The organism is Nonomuraea mesophila (genome assembly GCF_004352805.1).
Lineage (GTDB): Bacteria > Actinomycetota > Actinomycetes > Streptosporangiales > Streptosporangiaceae > Nonomuraea > Nonomuraea longispora.
Genome location: NZ_SMLD01000022.1, coordinates 1 through 18673 on the forward strand (window position 1 = coordinate 1; position 18673 = coordinate 18673).

Here is an 18673-nt window from a genome sequence, read left to right on the forward strand (position 1 = left end):
GGCGCGGGCGGGCTGATCACCTCCTGACGCCGGGCCGGAGGCGGGCGCGCGTAAGGTTCCGCCACGGCGTCCGCACGTCAGGTTGTACCGCGCCGAGGCAGTTCGCACCATAACGGCGATGAACAGCAAGGATGTACCGTTCCGGGCAGGAGTGCGTCGTAAACGCCTGGCTCGACATCGGATCGTGTGTGATGCGGGTCTCCCTAAGCAAGGACCGAACTGATACAGTTCTCTCAATTCAGAGGGATGTCCATCTAGGCTTCGACAAAGGGGGCCAGCAATGGCCATGCATCAGGTAGCGGACGAGCCGGCCGAGCCGGCCACGACCATTCGGGCCGGCGATCTCGAAGTCGGACTCATCGACGATGGCGGCAGTGGCGTGCCGCTCGTGCTCGTCCATGGCGGCGAGAGCGACCGTACGCAGTACGCCACGCTCCGCTCGCACCTCGACCCGGGCATACGTGCGATCTCCTACGATCAACGCGACTCGGGGATCACGGTGAACCCGCCGGTCCCGTACACGATGGGCGACCTCGCCGATGACCTCGCCGCCTTGCTGGATGCGCTCGGGCTCCAGCGTGCGCATCTGCTCGGCACCTCCTTCGGCGGCGCGGTCGTACAGCACACCGCGCTCCGGCACCCCGAGCGGGTCGCCTCCCTCGTCCTGATCGCCACCACGCCGAGCTTCGCGCTGTGCCCGCAGAACGTCGGGGAACTGTTCGACTTGTCCCACGACGACCGGCAGAAGGCGGTCAAGGACTTCTTCGTCACGCCCGAAGGCCAGGCCGAGCTCCACAATCGGGCCGCCCAGACGCTCACCTACCGTGACCCCGACAAGGCCGACCGCCGCCACGACGCCGCCCGGCCGCACGAGGTCCGCGACCGCCTGGGGGAGATCACCGCACCCACGCTGATCGTGCACGGCACGGAGGACCTGCTGGCGCCCTACTCCGCCGCCCTCCTGATGCAGGAGCGGATGCCGAACGCCCGGCTGCGTTCGATCGAGAATGGGCGCCACGCGATCGCGATGGAGTTCGCGAAACCGATCGCCGGTTACATCGGCGAGTTCCTCGGAGTGGCGGCAAGGTGAGCGACGCGACGCACGCCCGCCGCCGGCAGACGCTGCGCGAGTCTCGCCGGGCGGGTCGCGGCCTCCCGGCCGCCCCGCTCCGGTCGGCACATGACGCGCGGCGAGGGTGTACGGCCACGTCACGCCGGCCGGTTCGCTCTTCGCCCTCGTGTCCGTGGCGGTGTTCGAGCCGTACGCGGTCCGCCGGGCGACAGCGATGACCGACCCCGGCCGCGAGGTCGCGAACCGGATGGCCGAAGCGGCCCTGGCCTGGCTGGACAGCCTCGACGCCGACCAGCGCAGGATGGCGGTCGCGCCGCCACCGGGCGCCGGCGCCGAGGACGAACGCACCCGCTGGTTCTACACGCCCACCGACCACGGCGGCCTCACCTTCCACCAGCAGCGCCCCGCCCAGCACCGGCTGGTGATGCGGCTGGTCGCGAGCGGACTGTCCGAGGCCGGGTACACCACCGTCGCCACCGTGCTCGGCCTGGAGAACGTGCTCGACCGCGTCGAGGGCTTCTCGGTGAACTGGGGGCGGGAACGTACCCGCGACCCCGGCATGTACTACCTGCGCATCTTCGGCGAGCCCGGCGGGCCGCGGCCGTGGGGATGGCGGTTCGGCGGCCACCATGTCTCGCTCAACCACCTCGTGGTGGACGGGCGCGTCGCCGCCACCACGCCGTGCTTCCTGGGCGCCGACCCTGCCGCGTCGCCGCTGCTGGGCGGGGCGACGCTGCGCCCGCTGGGGGCGGCAGAGGACCTCGCCCGCGAACTGGTCCGCTCCTTGCACCCCGAGCTCGCCGCCCGCGCGGTGCTGCTGGCGCGCCCCCCGGACGACGTCGTGGCGGGCAACAGCGCCCGGATCGACGATCGCGTACTGACCCGCCGTGAACTCTGGCGCCGCAGCCGGCACACCCCGGACCGTGCCGATCAGCCGGCCACCGGCCTGTACGGTGCGGACCGGCAGGCGCTGGCCCTCACTCCGACGCCCAAGGGCGTGCCGGGCGCGGAGCTCGACACCGCACAGCGGGAACTGCTGCGCGCCCTGCTCGGCACCTACCTCGGCCGGGTCCCGGACGGGGTGTCCCCGCTCCCCCGCTACGACGACCCGGCGGCGCTCGACGCCGTGCACCTCGCCTGGGCCGGCTCCACCACGGCGGGCGAGCCGCACTACTACCGCCTGCAGGGACCACGGCTGCTCGTCGAGTGGACCAACGTCCACCGCGGCGCCGACCACGCCCATGCCGTATGGCGGGACCCGGAGACCGACTTCGGCGGCGACGTCCTCGCCGCTCACCACGCCACCCACCACGTGCCATAGAACGGGATGTGAACGACATGGCCGGTCGACAGCCGCCACCGACCGACGAGCCTCTCCACACGACGTGCCCCAGGCCGCAGCGCTCCTCCGGTGGCCGCTCCGGCACTCGGCTGAACGACCCGCTGTGCGACGGCATGTGACCCCGCTCGGTCCGATGCTCGCCCTCACCTTCGTGACGGGCTGCCGGGTGCTGCGCGCTGCCGCCCCAGGCTGGAGCCGCCGGTGTACGGGTCTGCTGGGCGGCGTCGGATCGCCTCCGTCGCTCTCATCACCGTCGGAGCAGCCGCGGGCGCGCTGTGCCAGGTGCACCCAGGTCTCGCCGTGCTGGTGGCAGCGGTCGTCGTGCCGGTCGTGACCGGCCACGCGTCGCGTACGGACGCGTGGCCGTGACCGGTCACGGCCGCGCGTCCGTACGCGACGTGCCGGCGGCCACGACCGAACCGATCCCCTTCCTGGCGGGCTGTTCGTAGGCGTCGGCCACGGCACCGCCCCCACCACCCGGCTGCGGCGTGACGACGCGCCCGCCGGCGACGACTGCTTCACGGCCGGCACCACCACCCTGACCGCGTTCGCGGCGATCGCCGACGGAGCCCTGTGATGAAGCCCTCCACGAACCGCCACGATCGACGACCGGCCCCCGCCCATCGCGTACGCCGACGACCTACTCGCCCGGCCACGAGGAGAGGACGTTCATGAGCACCACTGAGGTTTCCCCGGTCCGCATCGGGAAGGCCGCCGTCGCGGCTCTCGGCTTGCTGGCCATCTCCACCGGCGCCCTGGAGTCGGCGGTGTCGCCGACGCTGCCGCTGTTGCAGCGGGAGCTGTCGCTGACACCTGCCGAAGGAGCGCTGCTGAGCATCGCGATGCTCATCACCGGTGCCCTCCTATTGCCCATCACGGGCAACCTCGGTGACCGTTTCGGCGGGAAACGGGTCATGATCCGGCTGATGGGGGTGGTGGTGGCCGGTGGCCTGGTGTCCTCGCTCGCGCCGAGCCTGCCGGTGCTGCTGCTCGGTCAGGTGCTGCAGGGCGCGATGCTGGGCGCGATGCCGCTCTCGTTCATCCTGGTGCGCAAGTACCTCTCCGAGGGAGAGTCCTCGGTGGCCATCGGGGTGGTCAGCGGGTCGTTCCTGGCCGGCGGCATGCTGGGCACGCTGATCGCCGGGCCGATCGCGGAGGGGCTGTCCCGGCACTGGATGTTCGCGATTCCGACGATCGGGACCGCCGTGGCGACCCTGCTCCTCCACAGGCTGGTGCCGGACGACCCGCCGGGCCGGCCGGACTCCAGGATCGACTGGCCGGGCCTGCTTCTCATGAGCGGCATCCTGCTGACACTCATGCTGGTGCTCGCGATCGTGCCCGAGGCCGGCAGCCAGCCGATCGCGCTCGGCGCCCTCGTCGTGTTGCTGGGCGTCCTCGTGGCCGGATGGGTCGCCGTCGAACGCCGGTCCCGGGCGCCGATGGTCGATCTGCGCCTGCTCGCGCAGCCGGCGGTCTGGAGCTCCTACGCGATCACCTTCGCCGTCTGCCTGGGCACCTCGCTGTCGATGTATCTCGTTCCGCAGCTGCTCGCGGTGACCGGCGACGGGTACGGCTTCGGCGCCAGCGCCACCGACATCGGCTTCTACCTGTTGCCCGGGGCCGTGGCGGCGGCGGTCGCCGGGCCGGTCGCCGGGGTCGCGGTGCGGCGTTTCGGCTCGCGTCCCGCGGTCACCGTCGGAGTCATCTGCATGATCACGGCGCTGCTCGCCCTGGTGTTCCTCCACGGGGAGGTCTGGCACCTCGTCGTCGGCAAGGTGCTGGTCGCCCTGGCCAGCGGCGTCTGCGTCACGGCGGTGGTCGTCAAGACCGCCACCGCGGTCAGCCACGGCGACACCGGCACCGCGACCAGCCTGCTTCTGGTGATTCGCGTGGTCGCCTTCGCCGCGGGCGCGCAGGTCGGCGGCGCCTTCCTGACCGCCGGGATCCCCGCCGGATCGGACATCCCCACCGAATCGGCCTTCATCACCGGCTTCGTCATCGGCGGCGCCATCGCGGTGCTGTCCCTGTTGACCGTCCGAAAGCTGGACAAAGGAGTCAAAGAATGACGTATAACCGTACTGCGCCGAGGCGCACGGTCCTGGTGTCGGGCGCCAGCATCGCCGGCCCCACGCTCGCGTTCTGGCTGAACCGCTATGGATACGACGTCACGGTGGTGGAGAGAGCGGGCACGGTTCGTGCCGGCGGCTACCCCATCGACGTGCGCGGCACCGCGCTGGAGGTCATCCGGAGGATGGGCATCCTGCCGCGGCTGCAGGACGCGCACATCGACCTGCGGCGGCTCACCTTCCTGAACGAGGACGGCGGCGAGGTGGCCTCCGTCCACCCGCACAACGTCACCGGCGGCGTCGCGGGGCGGGACCTGGAGGTGTGGCGCGGCGACCTGACCGAGGCGCTCTACGCCGCGGTCCGTGACGACGTGGAGTTCCTGTTCAACGACTCCATCGAGACCCTCGGCCAGTCCGGCGACGGGGTCGACGTCACCTTCCACGGGGGCGGCGGCCGCAGGTTCGACATGGTGCTCAGCGCGGAGGGCATGCACTCCCGTACGCGGGAGAGGCTGTTCGGCCGCGAGGAGCAGTTCCACCGGTACCTCGGCTACTGCTTCGCCGTGTTCACGATGCGCAACACCTTCGGGCTCTCCCACGAGACCGTGATGTGGAACACCCCGGGCCGGGCCGCGGCTCTGTACGCCACGAGGGACGACGGCAGAGTGCACGCCTTCCTGAACTTCGCCCGTCCGGAACCGCCGTTCGACGCCTTCCCGAACCCGGAGGCCCAGCACAAGCTGCTCGCCGAGGTCTTCGCCGACGCGGGATGGGAGGTCCCGGGCATGCTGGCCGCCATGCGCGACGCGGACGACGTGTTCTTCGACGCCGTCGCCCAGATCCGCATGCCCCGCTGGTCCAGCGGCAGGGTCGCACTGGTGGGCGACGCCGCGCACGCACCCTCCTTCCTCACCGGACAGGGCACCAGCCTCGCGCTCGTCGGCGCGTACATGCTCGCCCACTCCCTGGCCGGCCGGGACCACACCGCGGGCTTCGCCGCCTACGAACAAGGAACCCGCGCGTTCGTGACCCTGAACCAAGGGCTGGTCGGCGAGGGCGGCGCAACGCTCTTCCCCACCACCGCCGAGGCCCTGGAGCAGCGCAACGACAGGCTGCGCAAGCTCACCGCCATCCCCTCCTCAGCGGGGCGACCGGCCCATTCGGCCCTCACCTTGCCCGAACCGCCCGTGATGCCCGGGCACCCGCGCTGATGGCGGGCGTCACCGGCGGCGGTGGCGTTCTCAGACGCCGAACGGCTCATCCTCAATCGGCGACTTCGGCCGCCCACGCGCGTAGCCCGGCCAGGAAACCCTCCCGCTGCCGCGGCGTGAGCGTGTCCATCGCGCGCAGCAGCGGGGCTGCCCGCATGTGAAGGAACTCCTCCACGGCAGCGCGATGCTCGGAGCTGAGGTGGACGAGGGTGCGCCGCCGGTTGGCCGGGTCGGGCGCGCGGTCGGCCAAGCCGGCCCGGCACAGGTCGCTCACCAGGTCGCTGGCGTTGGGCAGGGAGACGCCCAGCCGGGCGGCCAGTTCGGAGACGGTCAGGGGGGACTCGATACCGAGCTGCGTGACAACCGCGCCGTGGCGCCGGGTGAGGGAGTGGCTCTCGAAGACGGTGCGCAGGTCGTCGGGCATGCCCGGCGCGGGGTGCCGGCGGAAATAGACGGCCACCTGCGGGATCAGTTCGAGGATCTCGCGCCGGGCGGCCTCGGAGTTGCTGGACATGAGGAGGGAGTATACAGTTCAAAAAATCAAACAGTTCAGCTATTTGAACTATGGAGGTGGCGTGTCACATCAGCATGCGCTCCGGGTCAGCCTGCGCGCCGACGGCGGCGGCCATCCCGTCCTGCCCCGTCTGGCGGTCGCGGTCAACGCCGTCGCCACCCTGCTGCGCCGGGCGGAGGGTGCCCGATGAAGCTCGTCGTCTTCGGGGCCAGCGGCGGCACGGGACGCGAACTGGTCGGCCAGGCACGGGCGGCCGGCCATCAGGTGACGGCGGTGGTGCGCACGCCGGGAGATCTCGCGGACACCGTCGTGGCCGACATCTTCGACTTCCCATCGCTGGTCCCGCTCCTGGCCGGACACGACGCCGTTCTGTCCGCGCTGGGGCCACGCGGGCGTACCACGACCTCGGTCTGCTCGACCGCGGTCGCGGCGATCTCGCAGGCCATGACCGAGGCAGGAGTGCGGAGGATCGTCGCCATCAGCGCGCAGCCGGTGCTGCGCGGCGGGGCGGGAGAGCCGTGGTGGCATCGCCTCACGATCCTGCCTCTGGTGCGGATGATCTATCGTCACGTCTACCGCGATCTGGAGCGCATGGAGCACGTCCTCGCGGCAAGCGACACCGACTGGACGGTGCTGCGGCCGCCCTACCTCACCGACGACCCGCCCTCGGGCCGCTACCGTACGGCGATGGAGGCCAACCTCTCCGGCTGGAGCCTGACCCGGGGCGACCTCGCCCGCGCCATGCTCGACACCCTGGACGACCCCGCCACCATCCGCCGGGCCCTGGGCGTCGGTCCGGCCTGAGGAAGCGCTCCTTGTGGGAGATGGCCGCTTGCGCGCCGGATCGCCGCCTGCGAGGCGGCCGTGCCCGCGTTCCGCCCACGCGAACTCGTCTCCTACGAACTGGCCTGTCTGAAGGATCGCGCGGGCGTGACACCGCTGTTGGTGCCCACCCTGTGCGTGACATTCTTGAAGCGGCCGAGCGGGACAATCCCCGTAACACCGCCGAAGGCCCCGTCGCGATCGCCCTGTACGGTTCGCGCCGCGAGGAACTGAAAACCGCTCTCAGCAGGCCGCCGCGGTCTGAGTACTTCTCGTTCCGGAACACACGCGCCTCAGGCGGCGGTGGTGGCGGTGGTGGCGGCCACGGCGGAGGGTGCGGCGGTGGTTGCGGCGGCGGCCCCTGACCGCCTCAGCGACCCTTCCACCGCGCCGCCACGCCGCACACCCAGGCCGGACAGGTGGAGCGGCGGGCGGGCATCCGCCTGCTCTCCGAACCCGTCGCGGTCGGCCATCGCGCAAGCGCACCGATGCTGCGCCGGAGTCGATCAGCGCGGAGTAGCGAACGACACAGCGGATTTCGGTATGTCAATCTCGGTCTTTCAATGGAGAGAGTGCGGTCGTTCAGAATCGCCATTGCGCCAATTAAGTCGCCGTTCTTCAGCGTCTTCGGACTCGTCCGCGGGCCGCCCCGCGGGTTCGGCTCGGACCGCTACACGCGGGCGGTGATCTGCTCCGCGGTGGCGAGCAGGCGTTTGGCGGTGCGCTCGACGTCCAGGTCGACCATCGACACTATGCCGAGACTCGCCTCCAGCGAATGCCCGTCACGGTCGTAGAGGGGCACCGCTATGCCGACCGCGCCCGGTGTCAGGTTTCCGCGTGACACCGCATATCCGCGCTCCCGCGCCTCGACCACCCCGGCCGGGTCGTCGGTCTCGGGCGGTCTGGCCAGCATGATGGCCAGACCGCTGGCCCCCTGGTCGAGCGGATGGCGGGCGCCGCTGCGCTGGGACAGGTGGAAGACCGCGTCGGACGGCTCGACCACCGCCAGCACCACGGCGTCGGCGCCCTCCGACACGACGCACTGCGTGGTGACGCCGAGCTCCTCGGCCAGCGTCCGCAGGTAGGGGACGACCGCGCGCCGCAACTGCGGGTTGGCCTGCCTGGCCAGCTGGATCACGCCCAGCCCGAGCCGGTAGCGGCCCGAGCTGCCCTCGGCGGCGAGGCGGTGGTTGCGCAGCGTGGTGAGCAGCCGATAGACCGCCTGGCGGTGCATGCCCAACGACGTGGCCAGCTCCGCGACGGTCATGTCACGGTCTTCCACGGCGAGCAGCTCCAACAGTTTCAGACCCCGATCCAAGGTCTGGGACCCGCTGCCCTGACTCCCGCTGTCGCCGGCGCGATCACCAGTGCTCACGTCAAGCCATCCCTACCGCTGTCAGTTTTACAACGCGCATTATGCTGATATCGATCAGGCCTGATATCACTCGTCGCATGAGAGTCAACTTCCGACGGTCCGGTTTGCTGCGGCATTACGCCCAGCGATCCGGCCGAACGCGAGACATTCGGCGATACTGCCGCCACCCGTCGGATAAAGCAGGCCGTGCATTGATCCTAGCTCACCGGCGGAGTACAGATTGTCTATCCAACCTCCGTGAATCGAGGCCACCCGGGCTTTCGCGTCACGGCGCGGCCCGCCGGCCGTATGCGAGCCGCCCGGCCACAGCGGGACCGCGAAATAGCGATCACCGCTGATCGGCGTGAGGGTGCCGGGGTCGCGGCCGAAGTCGGCGTCGACGCCCGCCGCGCAGTGCTCGTTGTAGCGGGAGACCGTCAGCTCCAGCACCTCCGGGTCGAGCCCGCAGGCGCGGGCCAGTTCGGGGATCGACTCGGCCGACTGGATCCAGCCGCGCCGCAGTTCGGCCACGTTGTCCGCGCTCCAGGTGTAGTCCTGGACCGGTCCGGCGGGGCCCGAGTAGGTGGGGACCAGCGCCGCCCGCTCGAAACGGGCCTGATCGAATATCCACCACGTCGGAATCCGGGGGTAAGTGAGCTGATCGGCGTCCATCGCCAAAAGCGCCAGATGGGCGGTGTGCTGCTTGCCCGGCTCGCGGATGAATCGCCGGCCCGACCCGTCGACGAAGATCGAGCCGGGGGGCGTCACGCCCTCGGCCGGTCCGAAGCGGCCCGATCCCCACAGGTCGACGGCCGTTCCCCCGGTGTATCCGGCGCCGGGGAATCTCGCCACGAAATGACCTGGCCAGACATTCATGTGCCACAGCTCCGCGCCGATATCGGCCGCCATGGTGATGCCGTCACCGGTGTTGTGCTCGGTGCCGTAGAAATGCACCGGGGTGACGGGCAGGTAGTGCTTTTTGAGCCGTTCGCTGGCCTCGTAACCGCCGACCGCCAGTACGACGCCGCGACGCACGCCGATCCGCTGCGTTCCGTCCGCGCCTTCGGTCTCCACCCCGACGACCGCGCCGTGGTCGTCGGTGAGCAGCCTCCTGGCCGCCGTGGCGTACCGGACCTCGATCCCGCGCTCGGCCACCAGGTCCCGGAGGAAGCCGTGCATCGGGCAGCCGGTGTAGCCGTCGGGGGCGGTCGTGGGCTGCGCCTTGTAGACCGTGATCGACTGGTGACCGGGCAGGGAGGGGTGCTCGCCATGGATGTTCGTCTTCTGGTACGTGCCGCCGTGCGCGTCGAGCCAGGCCGGGTTGGCCGCCGTCTCCTCCGCCCAGGTGCGGATGAGGGCGGGATCGATCAGGGGCAGCTCACCGTTGACCGCGTACATCGCGGACAGGTATTCCACCGCGCCGTCCACGTCCTGCGGCACGAGGAAGTAGCCGGCGGCGTAGCGGCTGTTGGGCCGGTGGTCGTCGGCCCGCTGCTTCTCGATGACGAGCACCTCGGCGCCCTCGTCGTGCGCGGTCACCGCGGCGACCGCGCCCGCGTCGCCCAGACCGAGTACGGCCACGTCGACGGTCCTGTCGAAGGGACCTGTGCAGTGCATCGCGACCTCCCTAACCGAGCCCGAACAGTCTGGCCGCGTTCTCCTTGAGGATCTTCGGGCGGACCTCGTCCCGGATGGCGATCTTGGCGAAGTCGGCCAGCCAGCGCTCCGGAGTGATCATCGGGAAGTCGGAGCCGAAGAGCACCTTCTCCTTGAGCAGCGTGTTCGCGTACTGGACCAGCTGTGGCGGGAAGTACTTCGGCGACCACCCGGACAGGTCGATGTACACCTTCGGCTTGTGCATGGCGACCGACAGCGCCTCGTCCTGCCAGGGGAACGACGGGTGCGCGAGAATGATCTGCAGATCGGGGAAGTCGACGGCCACGTCGTCGATGTGCATCGGGTTGGAGTACTTCAACCGCAGCCCGCCGCCGCCCGGGGTGCCCGCGCCCGCGCCGGTCTGGCCGGTGTGGAAGAGCGCGGTCAGCCCGTGCCCGGCGATGACCTCGTAGAGCGGATAGGCCATCCGGTCGTTCGGGAAGAAGCCCTGCGAGGTGGGATGGAACTTGAAGCCGCGGACGCCGTGCTCCTCGATCAGCCGCCGCGCCGCCCGCACCCCCGCCGCGCCGCGATGCGGATCGATGCTCGCGAACGGGATGAGCACGTCGCTGTGCAGGGCCGCCTGCTCGGCGATCTCCTCGTTGCCGGGAGACTGCTCCTTGCCGCTGACGTGCATGGAGTCGACGCCGAAGACGATCGCCGCCATGTTCCGCTCGCGGTAGTACTCGGCGATCATGGGCACGGTGAACCTCTGGACCGCGCCGGCCTTGAAGTAGTCGGCCATCGCCGAGAACCTGTCGTCACCGGACCCCGGAGTGTCGTGCACGGAGATCTGCACGTGGGTGTGCACGTCGATCGCGTCGAGCGCGGTGATGTCCATCACGCCTTCTCCTCCTGGTCGGCGACGATCGCGGTGGCGCTGCCGGACAGCACTTCCACGCCCGCCGCGTTCACCGCCGAGAGGGTGAGCTCGGCGCGCCGCTGCCCGTCGACCGTGTCCACCGAGGTGACGGTCGCCGTCGCGGTGATGGTGTCGCCGGGCCAGACGGGCGCCTTGAACCGGGCCCGGTAACGCCGGATGTTCTCGTGCCCGAACCAGTCGGTCAGCACGCGGCCGGCCAGACCCATGGTGAGCATCCCGTGGGCCATGACGGTCGGGTGGCCGGCGATCCGGGTGGCGAACGGCTCGTCGGTGTGCAGCGGGTTGAAGTCTCCGCCGGCGCCGGCGTACATCACGATCTGCGTGCGTTTGAGGTCCGTCACGACGACCTGACGTACTTCCTGGTCGGTTGTCGCGGTCATCGGCCTGCCTCCGGGGTGTCGTCGGTCTTGGGGGTGACCGTAACCGAGACCGTGGTCGAGCGGGCGACCAGTTCTTCGTCGGCGTCGTAGAAGTCAACGTGCCGCTCGGCGAAGTTGAGTACGCCGCGCCCGCCGGTCTTGCTCCACGTCCGGCCCTCGCGCTTGCGGGCCGTCAGCGTCTCTCCGACCCGGATCGGGCGGAAGTATTCGAATTCCTGCTCGGCGTGCAGGCCGCCGGCTCCGCCCGATGACACGCCGGGCCCGCTGCCGGAGCCGTTCCAGGGCGCGCCGGGGCGCATCCGCAGCCCCCAGTCCGGATCGAACTGGGCGAAGGCGATCGGGAAGGTGGGCGGGACCGCGTCGGTGTCCTCGCCCAGGGCGCGGGCGAAGGCCCGCACGTGGCCCTGCTCGATCGGGAACGGTATGCCGGTCACGACGCTGTCTCCTCTGCTTGCAGGTGGCGGGTGGCCACTTCACGGGCCGACGCGCGGTTGATCTTGCCGGCCGGGCTCCGGTGGAGCGAGTCGACCCGGACGACCCGGCGCGGGCGCTTGTATCCGGCGAGCCGCTCGGCCACGAGGCGGCTCAGCGTCTCGTCCTCGATGTCGGCGAGCGCGCTCGCCGGGGCGACGACGGCCACCACGATCTGGCCCCAGCGCGGGTCCGGGACGCCGACGACGACCGCGTCGGTGACCTTCGGGTGGGTCAGCAGCGCCTCTTCGACCTCCTCGGGGAAGACCTTCTCGCCCCCGGTGTTGATCACGCCGTCGCCCCGGCCCAGCAGGATCAGCTTCCCGTCCGCGTCCAGCGAGGCGAGGTCTCCCGGCACCGAGTAGCGGACGCCGTCGACGACCCGCCAGACCCTGGCCGTCCGCTCCGGGTCCTTGAGGTATCCGACCGGCTGCGGTCCGGCGCTGGCCAGGATGCCGATCTGACCGGTGCCCGGCTTGATGTCCTGGTCGTTCTCGTCCAGGACCCTGGCCACGGGGGCGAGTGTGAACCGCCCGTCCGCCAGGTCGGCCTCCGAGCGTGCCACGGCCATCCCGAACGGGCCGCCTTCGGAGGCGGAGATGTTGTCGATCAGGGTCAGGTCGTTGCCGTGCCGCAGCAGCCGGCGCTTGACGTCGGCGCTCCAGATGACGCCGGAGCTGGTCATGGTACGCAGGCTGCTGATGTCGTACGGCTTTCCGGAGCTCTCGGCGGCGGCCAGGGAGTCCACCAGGGGGCGGCCGAACGCGTCACCGACGATGACCATGTCGGTGACCGCGTGCTGCTGGACGGTCCGCCACACCTCGTCCGCGTTGAGTGACTTGGAGGTGCAGAAGCAGATCGTGCCGCCGCCGTACAGGCTGCGCAGCGTCTGCAGCAGGCCGGTGCCGTGGATGAGCGGCGACATCGGCAGCACGGTGGGGGCGAGGCCCCTCTCGTGCAGCTCGCGGACCCGCGCCCGCACGTCGTCCGGCGTCTCCGGCGCCGGGAGTCCGTGCTGGCGGAAGACCGAGGCGATGATGCCCAGCAGCCCGTCACGGTCCCAGACGACGCCCTTCGGCCGGCCGGTCGTGCCGCCGGTGAGCAGGATGATGCCGTGCGGCGAGCCGGTGTCGACCGCCTCGTGGACCGGGCCGTGCTCGGCCGCCCACGCGAAGGACACCGCCGGTGCGGGCGGCTCGGTGGCCGATCCGGCTTCCAGGAACAGGCCCAGCTTGGGGAGGTCGCCGTCGATCTGCTGGACCTGGGCGGCCAGGCTGCTGTCATAGACGAACGCGGCCGCGTCGGTGTAGTCGAGCACGTAGTGCAGCTCTGGGGCGAGATAGCGGTAGTTGATGTTGACCGGCTGCGCGCCCAGCTTGAAGACGGCGTACATGATCTCCAGGTACGCGAACGAGTTGTACAGGGAGATCGCGACGGTCGAGCCGGGGCCGACCCCGCGCTCCGCCAGCACCCCGGCGAGCCGCGAGGAGCGGGCGTCCAGTTCGGCGTAGCCGACGGATCGATCGCCCTGGATCACCGCGGGCCGGTCGCCCACCACTTCGGCCGCGGCGCGCAGGGCCGTGGCAACGCTCATCGTGCGGTCGGTGGAGTCAGGCAAGGTGGCCTCCGATTCGGGTATGGCCGCGCAACAGGTCGCGCGAAAGGATGAGCCGCTGCACCTCATCGGTGCCTTCGAAGATGCGCATCGCCCGGACGGCGCGATACCAGCCTTCGAGGGGAAGCTCCTTGGTATAGCCCATCCCGCCGTGGATCTGGAGTGCCCGATCCACGACCCGGCCGACCATCGCGGTGCAGAAGAGCTTCGCCATGGCCGACGCGTGTCTGGCGTCGGCCCCCCGGTCGACGTCCCAGGCGGCGCGGAGGGCCAGCCAGCGGGCCGCTTCGAGTTCGGTCTCGGAGTCGGCGATCATCCATTGGATCGCCTGGTTCTGGCCTATCTTGCGGCCGAAGGTCTCGCGCAGGCCGGCGTAGTCCACCGCCATCCGCAGGCAGCGCTCGGCGATGCCGACACACTGCGCGGAGATCACGTAGCGGCCCTTGCCGACCCACCGCATGGCCAGCTGGAACCCGCCGCCGACCTCGCCCAGGACCTTGCCGGCCGGCACTCGTACGTCGTCGAAGGTGAGCGACGCGGGCTGGTGCCAGCTGCCCATCGTGCTGATCGGCGAGGAGGTCCAGCCGGCCTCACGGTCCACGAGGAACGCGGTCGCGCCGTGCCGGGCGCCCTTGTCCCGGTCGGTGAGCGCGATGACGATCGCGTAGTCGGCCTCGTGGCCGTTGCTGATGAAGGTCTTCTCGCCGTTGATCAGCCAGTCGTCGCCGTCCCGCCGCGCATAGGCGCTGATCGCCCCGGCGTCGGACCCCGCGCCCGGCTCGGTCAGCGCGAAACAGCCGAGGCGCTCGCCCTCGATCGTCGGCTTCAGGTACTCCTCCTGCTGGGCCGCGTCGGCGCCGTACAGGATGTTGTCGGCCTCCCCGCCGAAGCGGAAGGGGACGCAGGTCTTGGCCAGCTCGGCGTGGATCAGCGATTGGGTGACCGCGGGAAGCGCCATCCCGCCGTACTCCTCGGGCGTGCTGAGCCCCCAGAAGCCGAACCGGCGTGCCTTGGCGCGCAGCCGGCGCTCCTCTTCCCGGGGCAACCGCGCGCCGCCGTCGCGCACCAGCCGGAGGAAGTCCTCCTCCAGCGGGAGGAGCTCCTTGGTGACGAAGGCGCGCACGGTGTCGCGGATGTCGCGCTGCTCGTCACTCAGCTCGAAGTCCATCGGCCCTCCTTCGGTACGCCGGTCATCCGGCCCGCGGCGGCAGGTCGTGGGCGCGTACGTTGGAGATCATCGCGGCGTCCATCATCCAGTCGTGCGCGCGCAGCGGATCGGCCACGATCTCCGACATCTGCCGCTGGAACTTGCGCCGCTCGGACTCGTCCTGCTCCGCCATGGCGGTGGTCGTGCGGTGCGTGAGCTCCTGCACCGCCTCGACGGCGGCCTTGCGCCTGCGGTGCGCCCAGGCGTCCAGCACGTCGGTGCCTGCCTCGCCGCGGAGCACCGCGCTGAGCTGGATGGACAGGTCGAAGGCGTCGTGAATGCCGCCGTTGAGGCCCATGCCGCCCATCGGGCTGTTGACGTGCGCCGCGTCGCCGAGCAGCAGCACCCGGTCCTTGCGGAAGGTGTCGGCCACCCGCTGGTGCACGGAGTAGATCTTCCGTTCGCGCAGCGGCAACTCGGGATGGTCGCCGAAGACGCCCCGCAGCCGGTCCGCGACGTACCGGTCGGAGAGGGCCTCATCGGTGGTGACGTGCGGCGGCACCGAGACGACGATCCGCCAGACGTCCGGCACCCGGAGGATCAGCAGGTGTTCCACCGGGTCGGCGATGTAGTTGACGTCACAGATGCCCGGCAGCAGCGTCTCCACCGGATAGTCGATGCTCAGCACCAGGTAGCGGTGCTCGTAGGTGAGCCCCTCGAACGTGCTCCCGAGCGCCTTGCGGATGGTGCTCCGCGCACCGTCGGCGGCGAGCACCCAGCGGGCCGCGACCCGCTCTCCCGAGGCGGTGCTGAGCACCGCCTCGTCCTCGTCCTGGCTCACGTCCGTCACGCCCGTGGCCAGCCGTACGTCGACCGGGGTGGCGCATTCGTTGAGCGCGTCCTTGATGATCTGTGTGTACTTGTACTGTTCGAGCTGCAGTCTGAAGGGATAGGCGGTCTCGTCGGCGAGCATGCCGAAGTCGAACTCCGCGATCAGCCCGTCGCGGCGATCGTGCACCTGGTACTTCCGTGCGACGATGCCGGCCTCCAGCATCGTGGAGACGACGCCGAGGTCGCGGGCGATCTCGATCGTCGGCGGGTGGAAGGTCGAGGCCCGCCACTCGGTGCTGAGCCGGTCGGCCTGCTCGAAGACGGTGACGGACGCGCCGCGCCTGGCCAGGGCGAGGGCCGCGGTCAGCCCGACCGGGCCTGCGCCGACCACGGCCACGTCGAGGATGCCCATCACTTGCTCCACTCGGCGATGTGGTCGCACATGATCTCGGCCAGATCGGGGCGGCCCTGGAAGTAGTGGTCCGCGCCCTTGATCTCGACCAGCTCACGCCTGTCGTGCGCGACGGCCTCGTACATGGTGCGGGCGTGGCTGGGGAAGGCCGCGCAGTCGGCTGAGCCGTAGACGACCATGACCGGCGCCTGCACCTCTGGGAGGGCGACGTAGGCGTTGGCCCGGCTGTCGTCGTAGCTCCACTGGCTCAGCCAGGACCGCAGGCTGGTGAGGTGGCCCAGCGACGCCGGCTGGAAGTTGGCCGCCCATGGGCTGCCCCACAGGGTGCCGGGCCGCCGGTCGGACGGGTCGAGGGTCAGGTCCAGGAAGCGCGGGTCGGCTGCCGTGCCGTGCACGACGAAGGGGAGGTCGTCGGGGGCCACCTTCTCCCTCGCCTCCCCCGCCGCCGACTCTCGGACGTACCCGCGAAGCGCTTCTATCTGCTCGCGCGCCCAGGCGGTGATCCGGCGGTTGCGGTCGATCTGGGCGAGGCGGTAACGCTCGACGAATTCCTCGCCGTAAGCCGGGCCGTTGGCGGGATCGAACATGTCGAGTGAGGCGTCCCGGTCGAAGGGCCGCTGCTCGTCGGTGATGGCCGGGTCGAGCCCCTCGGTGTAGACGACCGCACGGCCGGGGTGCGCCATGGCCATGACGATCTTGTCGGCCGGGATGAGCCCGGCCCCGGCCACGTCGACAGGGTCGCCGGCCGGGGTGTGGGTGATGGTGGGGTTCTCCGCCTGCGCCTGGTAGAGCGCGGCGAGCCCACCGCCGCCGGAGTTCCCGACCAGGACGACCCGCTGGTAGCCCAGCTCGCGAAGGTGGCGGATCGCCGCGCCGATGTCCAGGAGGCAGTTCTCCATGATGAGCGCGGAGTCGTTGCCGACGTAACGTGTGGCGAGCCCGACCGCGGCCACCCCGCGGGCGGCGAGGTCTTCCAGGGCGTAGTGGCCGATGAAGTTGGACGCCGGGTGCACGATCAGCACGGCGGTCGACGGCGGCCGCAGATCGTTCTTCCAGAGGGTGGCCCAGATCTTCCCGCTCATCCGGGCGACGCCGGAGTTGATGTCCAGGCGTCCACCAGGCGTCATCGGTATGGGGAGTAGTTCGCGGGACAGCACGGGGCGGCTCCTGATCAGCGCGGATGTGGCAGGGTGGGATCGGCGGGCTGAGCGCTACCCGCGCGCGGTCCACTTCCGCAGCGTCTCGACGCCCGCGCGCGCGTCGGCGTCGTCGAGAGGGCGGGTCTGGAACGTCAGCTCGACCCGGATCCCGTTCGGGTCGAAGAGGTACAGCGACTCCCAGACCCCGTCATGGTCGACGATGCCCACCGTCTCCACGCCCTTGGCCGCGAAGTGCGCCTTCCACTCGTTGAGCTCCTCCATGGAGTCGACGTTGAGTGCGATGTGCCGCACCCAGGAGGGCACCGAGTCGGGTCCGGGGTCGGGCATGTCCTCGACCTCGAAGAAGGCGATGGCGCTGCCGTCGCCGAGCCCGAAGAAGGTGTGCAGGTAGGGCGTGCGGGCTCCGTTGGAAGGCACCTCGTCCAGCTGGATCGCGGTGAGCAGCTCGCACTTGAGGACCTCGGTGTAGAAGTCGTGCGTGGCTTGGGAGTCCCACGTCGGATAGGCGATGTGGTTGAGCGAGCGCGGTGCGCGGAGATCGGCTGTCGCCATCATCTGATCCTCAGTGTGTGTCAATTATCGGACAACTCGTCCGGAATTTGAATCGATTGTCCGGCCGTGGATGTCAACTTGTCAACCACGGCCTCAGGGAACGACCACGCTGCGCAGCGCCTCTCCTGCCAGCAGCCGGTCGTAACCCTTCTGCGCGTCGGCGAGCTCGAACGTCCCCGAGACGTACTCGTCCAGCGGCAGGCGGCCCTCCAGATAGAGGTTCGCGAGCAGCGGCAGGTCCCGTGCCGCGACGCAGTCTCCCCAGATGGAGACCCTGATCGACCCTCCGGTCAGGAACAGCCGGCGCAGCGGCACCTCGGCCACGTCTCCCTGCTTGGGGGCGCCGACGATCACCAGTCGCGAGCCGGGGGCCCGCAGGCCGTCGGCCGTCGCGAAGGTGGCGGGCCCGCCTACCGCGTCCAGGACGACGTCCGCGCCCAGGCCGTCGGTCAACTCGCGGACGCGTTCGCCGGGGCCCTCCTGGGACGCGTCGATGAGGTGGGTGGCACCGAACCGTTCGGCGACGGCGAGTTTGCCGGGATTGGTGTCGATCGCGATGATCCGCCGCGCCCGCGCGTACGCGGCCCCGGCGATGGCCGCGATCCCCACGCCACCGCAGCCGATGACCACCACGTCGTCGGCCGGCCCGGTCTCCGCGGTGTTGACGGCCGCGCCGAAGCCGCTGGGCACGCCGCAGCCGAGCAGCGCGGCGACGCGCGGCGGCACCCTCGGGTCGATCGCGACCGCCTGCCGGGCGGGGACGATGACCCGTTCGGCCAGGCCGCCGACGCCGAGCACCGGGGTCGCGTCGGCGCCGTCGCCGAGGGTGACCTTCGGCCGGCGCGGCAGCTTCGACGCGCACGCCTCCGGCCGTCCCGAACGGCAGTGCCTGCAGTCTCCGCAGGCCACCATCGGCGCGACGACGACGCTCTCACCCGGCGCGACGCCCGTCGCGTCCGGTCCCAGGGCCTCGACGACGCCGGCCACCTCATGGCCGACCAGGTAGGGGAAGTCCGTTCCGGACGTGCCGTGCATGAAGTGCACGTCGCTGTGGCACAGCCCGCAGGCGGTCACCCTGATCAGCACCTCGTCGCCGGTCAGGTCCCGCAGCGGGATGTCCTCGAAGCTCAGTGGCCCGTGCGCCTCCCGGACGACGGCGCCTTGGTAGTGCTCGGACATGGATCA

The 18673-nt window shown here is 70.6% G+C and carries 20 protein-coding genes; 7 read left to right on the forward strand and 13 right to left on the reverse strand.

The window, feature by feature from the left end:
* Positions 1-286: 286 nt before the first annotated feature.
* From E1295_RS11330 to E1295_RS11350, 5 genes are all read left to right on the forward strand, one after another.
* Positions 287-1090, forward strand: coding sequence for an alpha/beta fold hydrolase (locus E1295_RS11330; RefSeq protein WP_220448658.1), 804 nt, complete (start codon positions 287-289; stop codon positions 1088-1090).
* Positions 1091-1196: 106 nt separating this feature from the next.
* On the forward strand, positions 1197-2393 hold the full coding sequence (locus E1295_RS11335; protein ID WP_220448659.1) for a DUF3500 domain-containing protein: 1197 nt from the start codon (positions 1197-1199) through the stop codon (positions 2391-2393).
* A gap of 222 nt (positions 2394-2615) precedes the next feature.
* Entirely contained in the window at positions 2616-2783 is a 168-nt protein-coding gene (locus tag E1295_RS11340) for a hypothetical protein (protein WP_166427181.1), read from the forward strand.
* Positions 2784-3085: 302 nt separating this feature from the next.
* Positions 3086-4480 carry an MFS transporter gene (locus tag E1295_RS11345; protein WP_132630210.1) on the forward strand — a complete coding sequence of 465 codons (1395 nt, stop codon included), beginning with the start codon at positions 3086-3088 and terminating at the stop codon, positions 4478-4480.
* A complete protein-coding gene (locus E1295_RS11350; protein WP_132630211.1) occupies positions 4477-5691 on the forward strand; it encodes an FAD-dependent monooxygenase in 1215 nt (404 codons plus the stop codon). Before E1295_RS11345 ends, E1295_RS11350 begins: the two co-directional genes overlap by 4 nt.
* A gap of 52 nt (positions 5692-5743) precedes the next feature.
* On the opposite strand, the gene E1295_RS11355 is transcribed toward E1295_RS11350, so the two are convergent.
* Positions 5744-6205 (reverse strand): MarR family winged helix-turn-helix transcriptional regulator, encoded by a 462-nt coding sequence (locus E1295_RS11355; protein ID WP_132630212.1) that lies wholly within the window; start codon positions 6203-6205, stop codon positions 5744-5746.
* 61 nt (positions 6206-6266) lie between these two features.
* Between E1295_RS11355 and E1295_RS51800 the strand changes: the two genes are divergently transcribed.
* Together E1295_RS51800 and E1295_RS11360 are read left to right on the forward strand one after the other, a co-directional pair.
* Positions 6267-6395 (forward strand): hypothetical protein, encoded by a 129-nt coding sequence (locus E1295_RS51800; RefSeq protein ID WP_281284733.1) that lies wholly within the window; start codon positions 6267-6269, stop codon positions 6393-6395.
* Positions 6392-7009, forward strand: a complete 618-nt coding sequence (locus tag E1295_RS11360; RefSeq protein WP_132630213.1) for an NAD(P)-dependent oxidoreductase — start codon at positions 6392-6394, stop codon at positions 7007-7009. The genes E1295_RS51800 and E1295_RS11360 overlap by 4 nt, the downstream gene beginning before the upstream one ends.
* A gap of 311 nt (positions 7010-7320) precedes the next feature.
* Here the strand turns inward: E1295_RS11360 and E1295_RS11365 are convergent, their stop codons facing one another.
* The 12 genes from E1295_RS11365 to E1295_RS11420 all read right to left on the reverse strand — a co-directional run bounded on the left by E1295_RS11365 (position 7321) and on the right by E1295_RS11420 (position 18667).
* Positions 7321-7500, reverse strand: coding sequence for a hypothetical protein (locus E1295_RS11365; RefSeq protein WP_132630214.1), 180 nt, complete (start codon positions 7498-7500; stop codon positions 7321-7323).
* A 197-nt stretch (positions 7501-7697) separates the two neighbouring features.
* Positions 7698-8402, reverse strand: coding sequence for an IclR family transcriptional regulator (locus E1295_RS11370; protein ID WP_132630215.1), 705 nt, complete (start codon positions 8400-8402; stop codon positions 7698-7700).
* 84 nt (positions 8403-8486) lie between these two features.
* Entirely contained in the window at positions 8487-9998 is a 1512-nt protein-coding gene (locus E1295_RS11375; RefSeq protein WP_132630216.1) for an FAD-dependent oxidoreductase, read from the reverse strand.
* Between the two features lie 10 nt (positions 9999-10008).
* The gene (locus E1295_RS11380) at positions 10009-10878 is read right to left on the reverse strand and encodes an amidohydrolase family protein (RefSeq protein WP_132630275.1); all 870 of its coding nucleotides are present in this window, start codon (positions 10876-10878) and stop codon (positions 10009-10011) included.
* A complete protein-coding gene (locus E1295_RS11385; protein WP_132630217.1) occupies positions 10878-11300 on the reverse strand; it encodes a MaoC/PaaZ C-terminal domain-containing protein in 423 nt (140 codons plus the stop codon). Before E1295_RS11385 ends, E1295_RS11380 begins: the two co-directional genes overlap by 1 nt.
* Entirely contained in the window at positions 11297-11734 is a 438-nt protein-coding gene (locus tag E1295_RS11390) for an FAS1-like dehydratase domain-containing protein (RefSeq protein WP_132630218.1), read from the reverse strand. The genes E1295_RS11385 and E1295_RS11390 overlap by 4 nt, the downstream gene beginning before the upstream one ends.
* Positions 11731-13365: an AMP-binding protein gene (locus E1295_RS11395; RefSeq protein ID WP_166427182.1), complete on the reverse strand. Its 1635-nt coding sequence runs from the start codon at positions 13363-13365 to the stop codon at positions 11731-11733. The genes E1295_RS11390 and E1295_RS11395 overlap by 4 nt, the downstream gene beginning before the upstream one ends.
* 16 nt (positions 13366-13381) lie before the next feature.
* Positions 13382-14554, reverse strand: a complete 1173-nt coding sequence (locus tag E1295_RS11400; protein ID WP_132630220.1) for an acyl-CoA dehydrogenase family protein — start codon at positions 14552-14554, stop codon at positions 13382-13384.
* Between the two features lie 22 nt (positions 14555-14576).
* Positions 14577-15776: an FAD-dependent oxidoreductase gene (locus tag E1295_RS11405; RefSeq protein WP_132630221.1), complete on the reverse strand. Its 1200-nt coding sequence runs from the start codon at positions 15774-15776 to the stop codon at positions 14577-14579.
* Positions 15776-16903 carry an alpha/beta hydrolase gene (locus E1295_RS11410; protein WP_166427183.1) on the reverse strand — a complete coding sequence of 376 codons (1128 nt, stop codon included), beginning with the start codon at positions 16901-16903 and terminating at the stop codon, positions 15776-15778. The genes E1295_RS11405 and E1295_RS11410 overlap by 1 nt, the downstream gene beginning before the upstream one ends.
* Positions 16904-16987: 84 nt before the next feature.
* Positions 16988-17491: a VOC family protein gene (locus E1295_RS11415; protein WP_132630223.1), complete on the reverse strand. Its 504-nt coding sequence runs from the start codon at positions 17489-17491 to the stop codon at positions 16988-16990.
* A 90-nt stretch (positions 17492-17581) separates the two neighbouring features.
* Entirely contained in the window at positions 17582-18667 is a 1086-nt protein-coding gene (locus tag E1295_RS11420; protein WP_132630224.1) for an alcohol dehydrogenase catalytic domain-containing protein, read from the reverse strand.
* Between the last annotated feature and the right edge of the window lie 6 nt (positions 18668-18673).

Excerpts from the sequence above, each read along its gene's own strand:
- E1295_RS11330 (WP_220448658.1), top strand. The coding sequence starts at position 287 with ATGCATCAGGTAGCGGACGAGCCGGCCGAGCCGGCCACGACCATTCGG.
- E1295_RS11345 (WP_132630210.1), top strand. The coding sequence starts at position 3,086 with ATGAGCACCACTGAGGTTTCCCCGGTCCGCATCGGGAAGGCCGCCGTC.
- E1295_RS11350 (WP_132630211.1), top strand. The coding sequence starts at position 4,477 with ATGACGTATAACCGTACTGCGCCGAGGCGCACGGTCCTGGTGTCGGGC.
- E1295_RS11355 (WP_132630212.1), bottom strand. The coding sequence starts at position 6,205 with ATGTCCAGCAACTCCGAGGCCGCCCGGCGCGAGATCCTCGAACTGATC.
- E1295_RS11360 (WP_132630213.1), top strand. The coding sequence starts at position 6,392 with ATGAAGCTCGTCGTCTTCGGGGCCAGCGGCGGCACGGGACGCGAACTG.
- E1295_RS11365 (WP_132630214.1), bottom strand. The coding sequence starts at position 7,500 with ATGGCCGACCGCGACGGGTTCGGAGAGCAGGCGGATGCCCGCCCGCCG.
- E1295_RS11375 (WP_132630216.1), bottom strand. The coding sequence starts at position 9,998 with ATGCACTGCACAGGTCCCTTCGACAGGACCGTCGACGTGGCCGTACTC.
- E1295_RS11380 (WP_132630275.1), bottom strand. The coding sequence starts at position 10,878 with ATGGACATCACCGCGCTCGACGCGATCGACGTGCACACCCACGTGCAG.
- E1295_RS11385 (WP_132630217.1), bottom strand. The coding sequence starts at position 11,300 with ATGACCGCGACAACCGACCAGGAAGTACGTCAGGTCGTCGTGACGGAC.
- E1295_RS11395 (WP_166427182.1), bottom strand. The coding sequence starts at position 13,365 with ATGAGCGTTGCCACGGCCCTGCGCGCCGCGGCCGAAGTGGTGGGCGAC.
- E1295_RS11400 (WP_132630220.1), bottom strand. The coding sequence starts at position 14,554 with ATGGACTTCGAGCTGAGTGACGAGCAGCGCGACATCCGCGACACCGTG.
- E1295_RS11405 (WP_132630221.1), bottom strand. The coding sequence starts at position 15,776 with ATGGGCATCCTCGACGTGGCCGTGGTCGGCGCAGGCCCGGTCGGGCTG.
- E1295_RS11410 (WP_166427183.1), bottom strand. The coding sequence starts at position 16,903 with ATGACGCCTGGTGGACGCCTGGACATCAACTCCGGCGTCGCCCGGATG.
- E1295_RS11415 (WP_132630223.1), bottom strand. The coding sequence starts at position 17,491 with ATGATGGCGACAGCCGATCTCCGCGCACCGCGCTCGCTCAACCACATC.
- E1295_RS11420 (WP_132630224.1), bottom strand. The coding sequence starts at position 18,667 with ATGTCCGAGCACTACCAAGGCGCCGTCGTCCGGGAGGCGCACGGGCCA.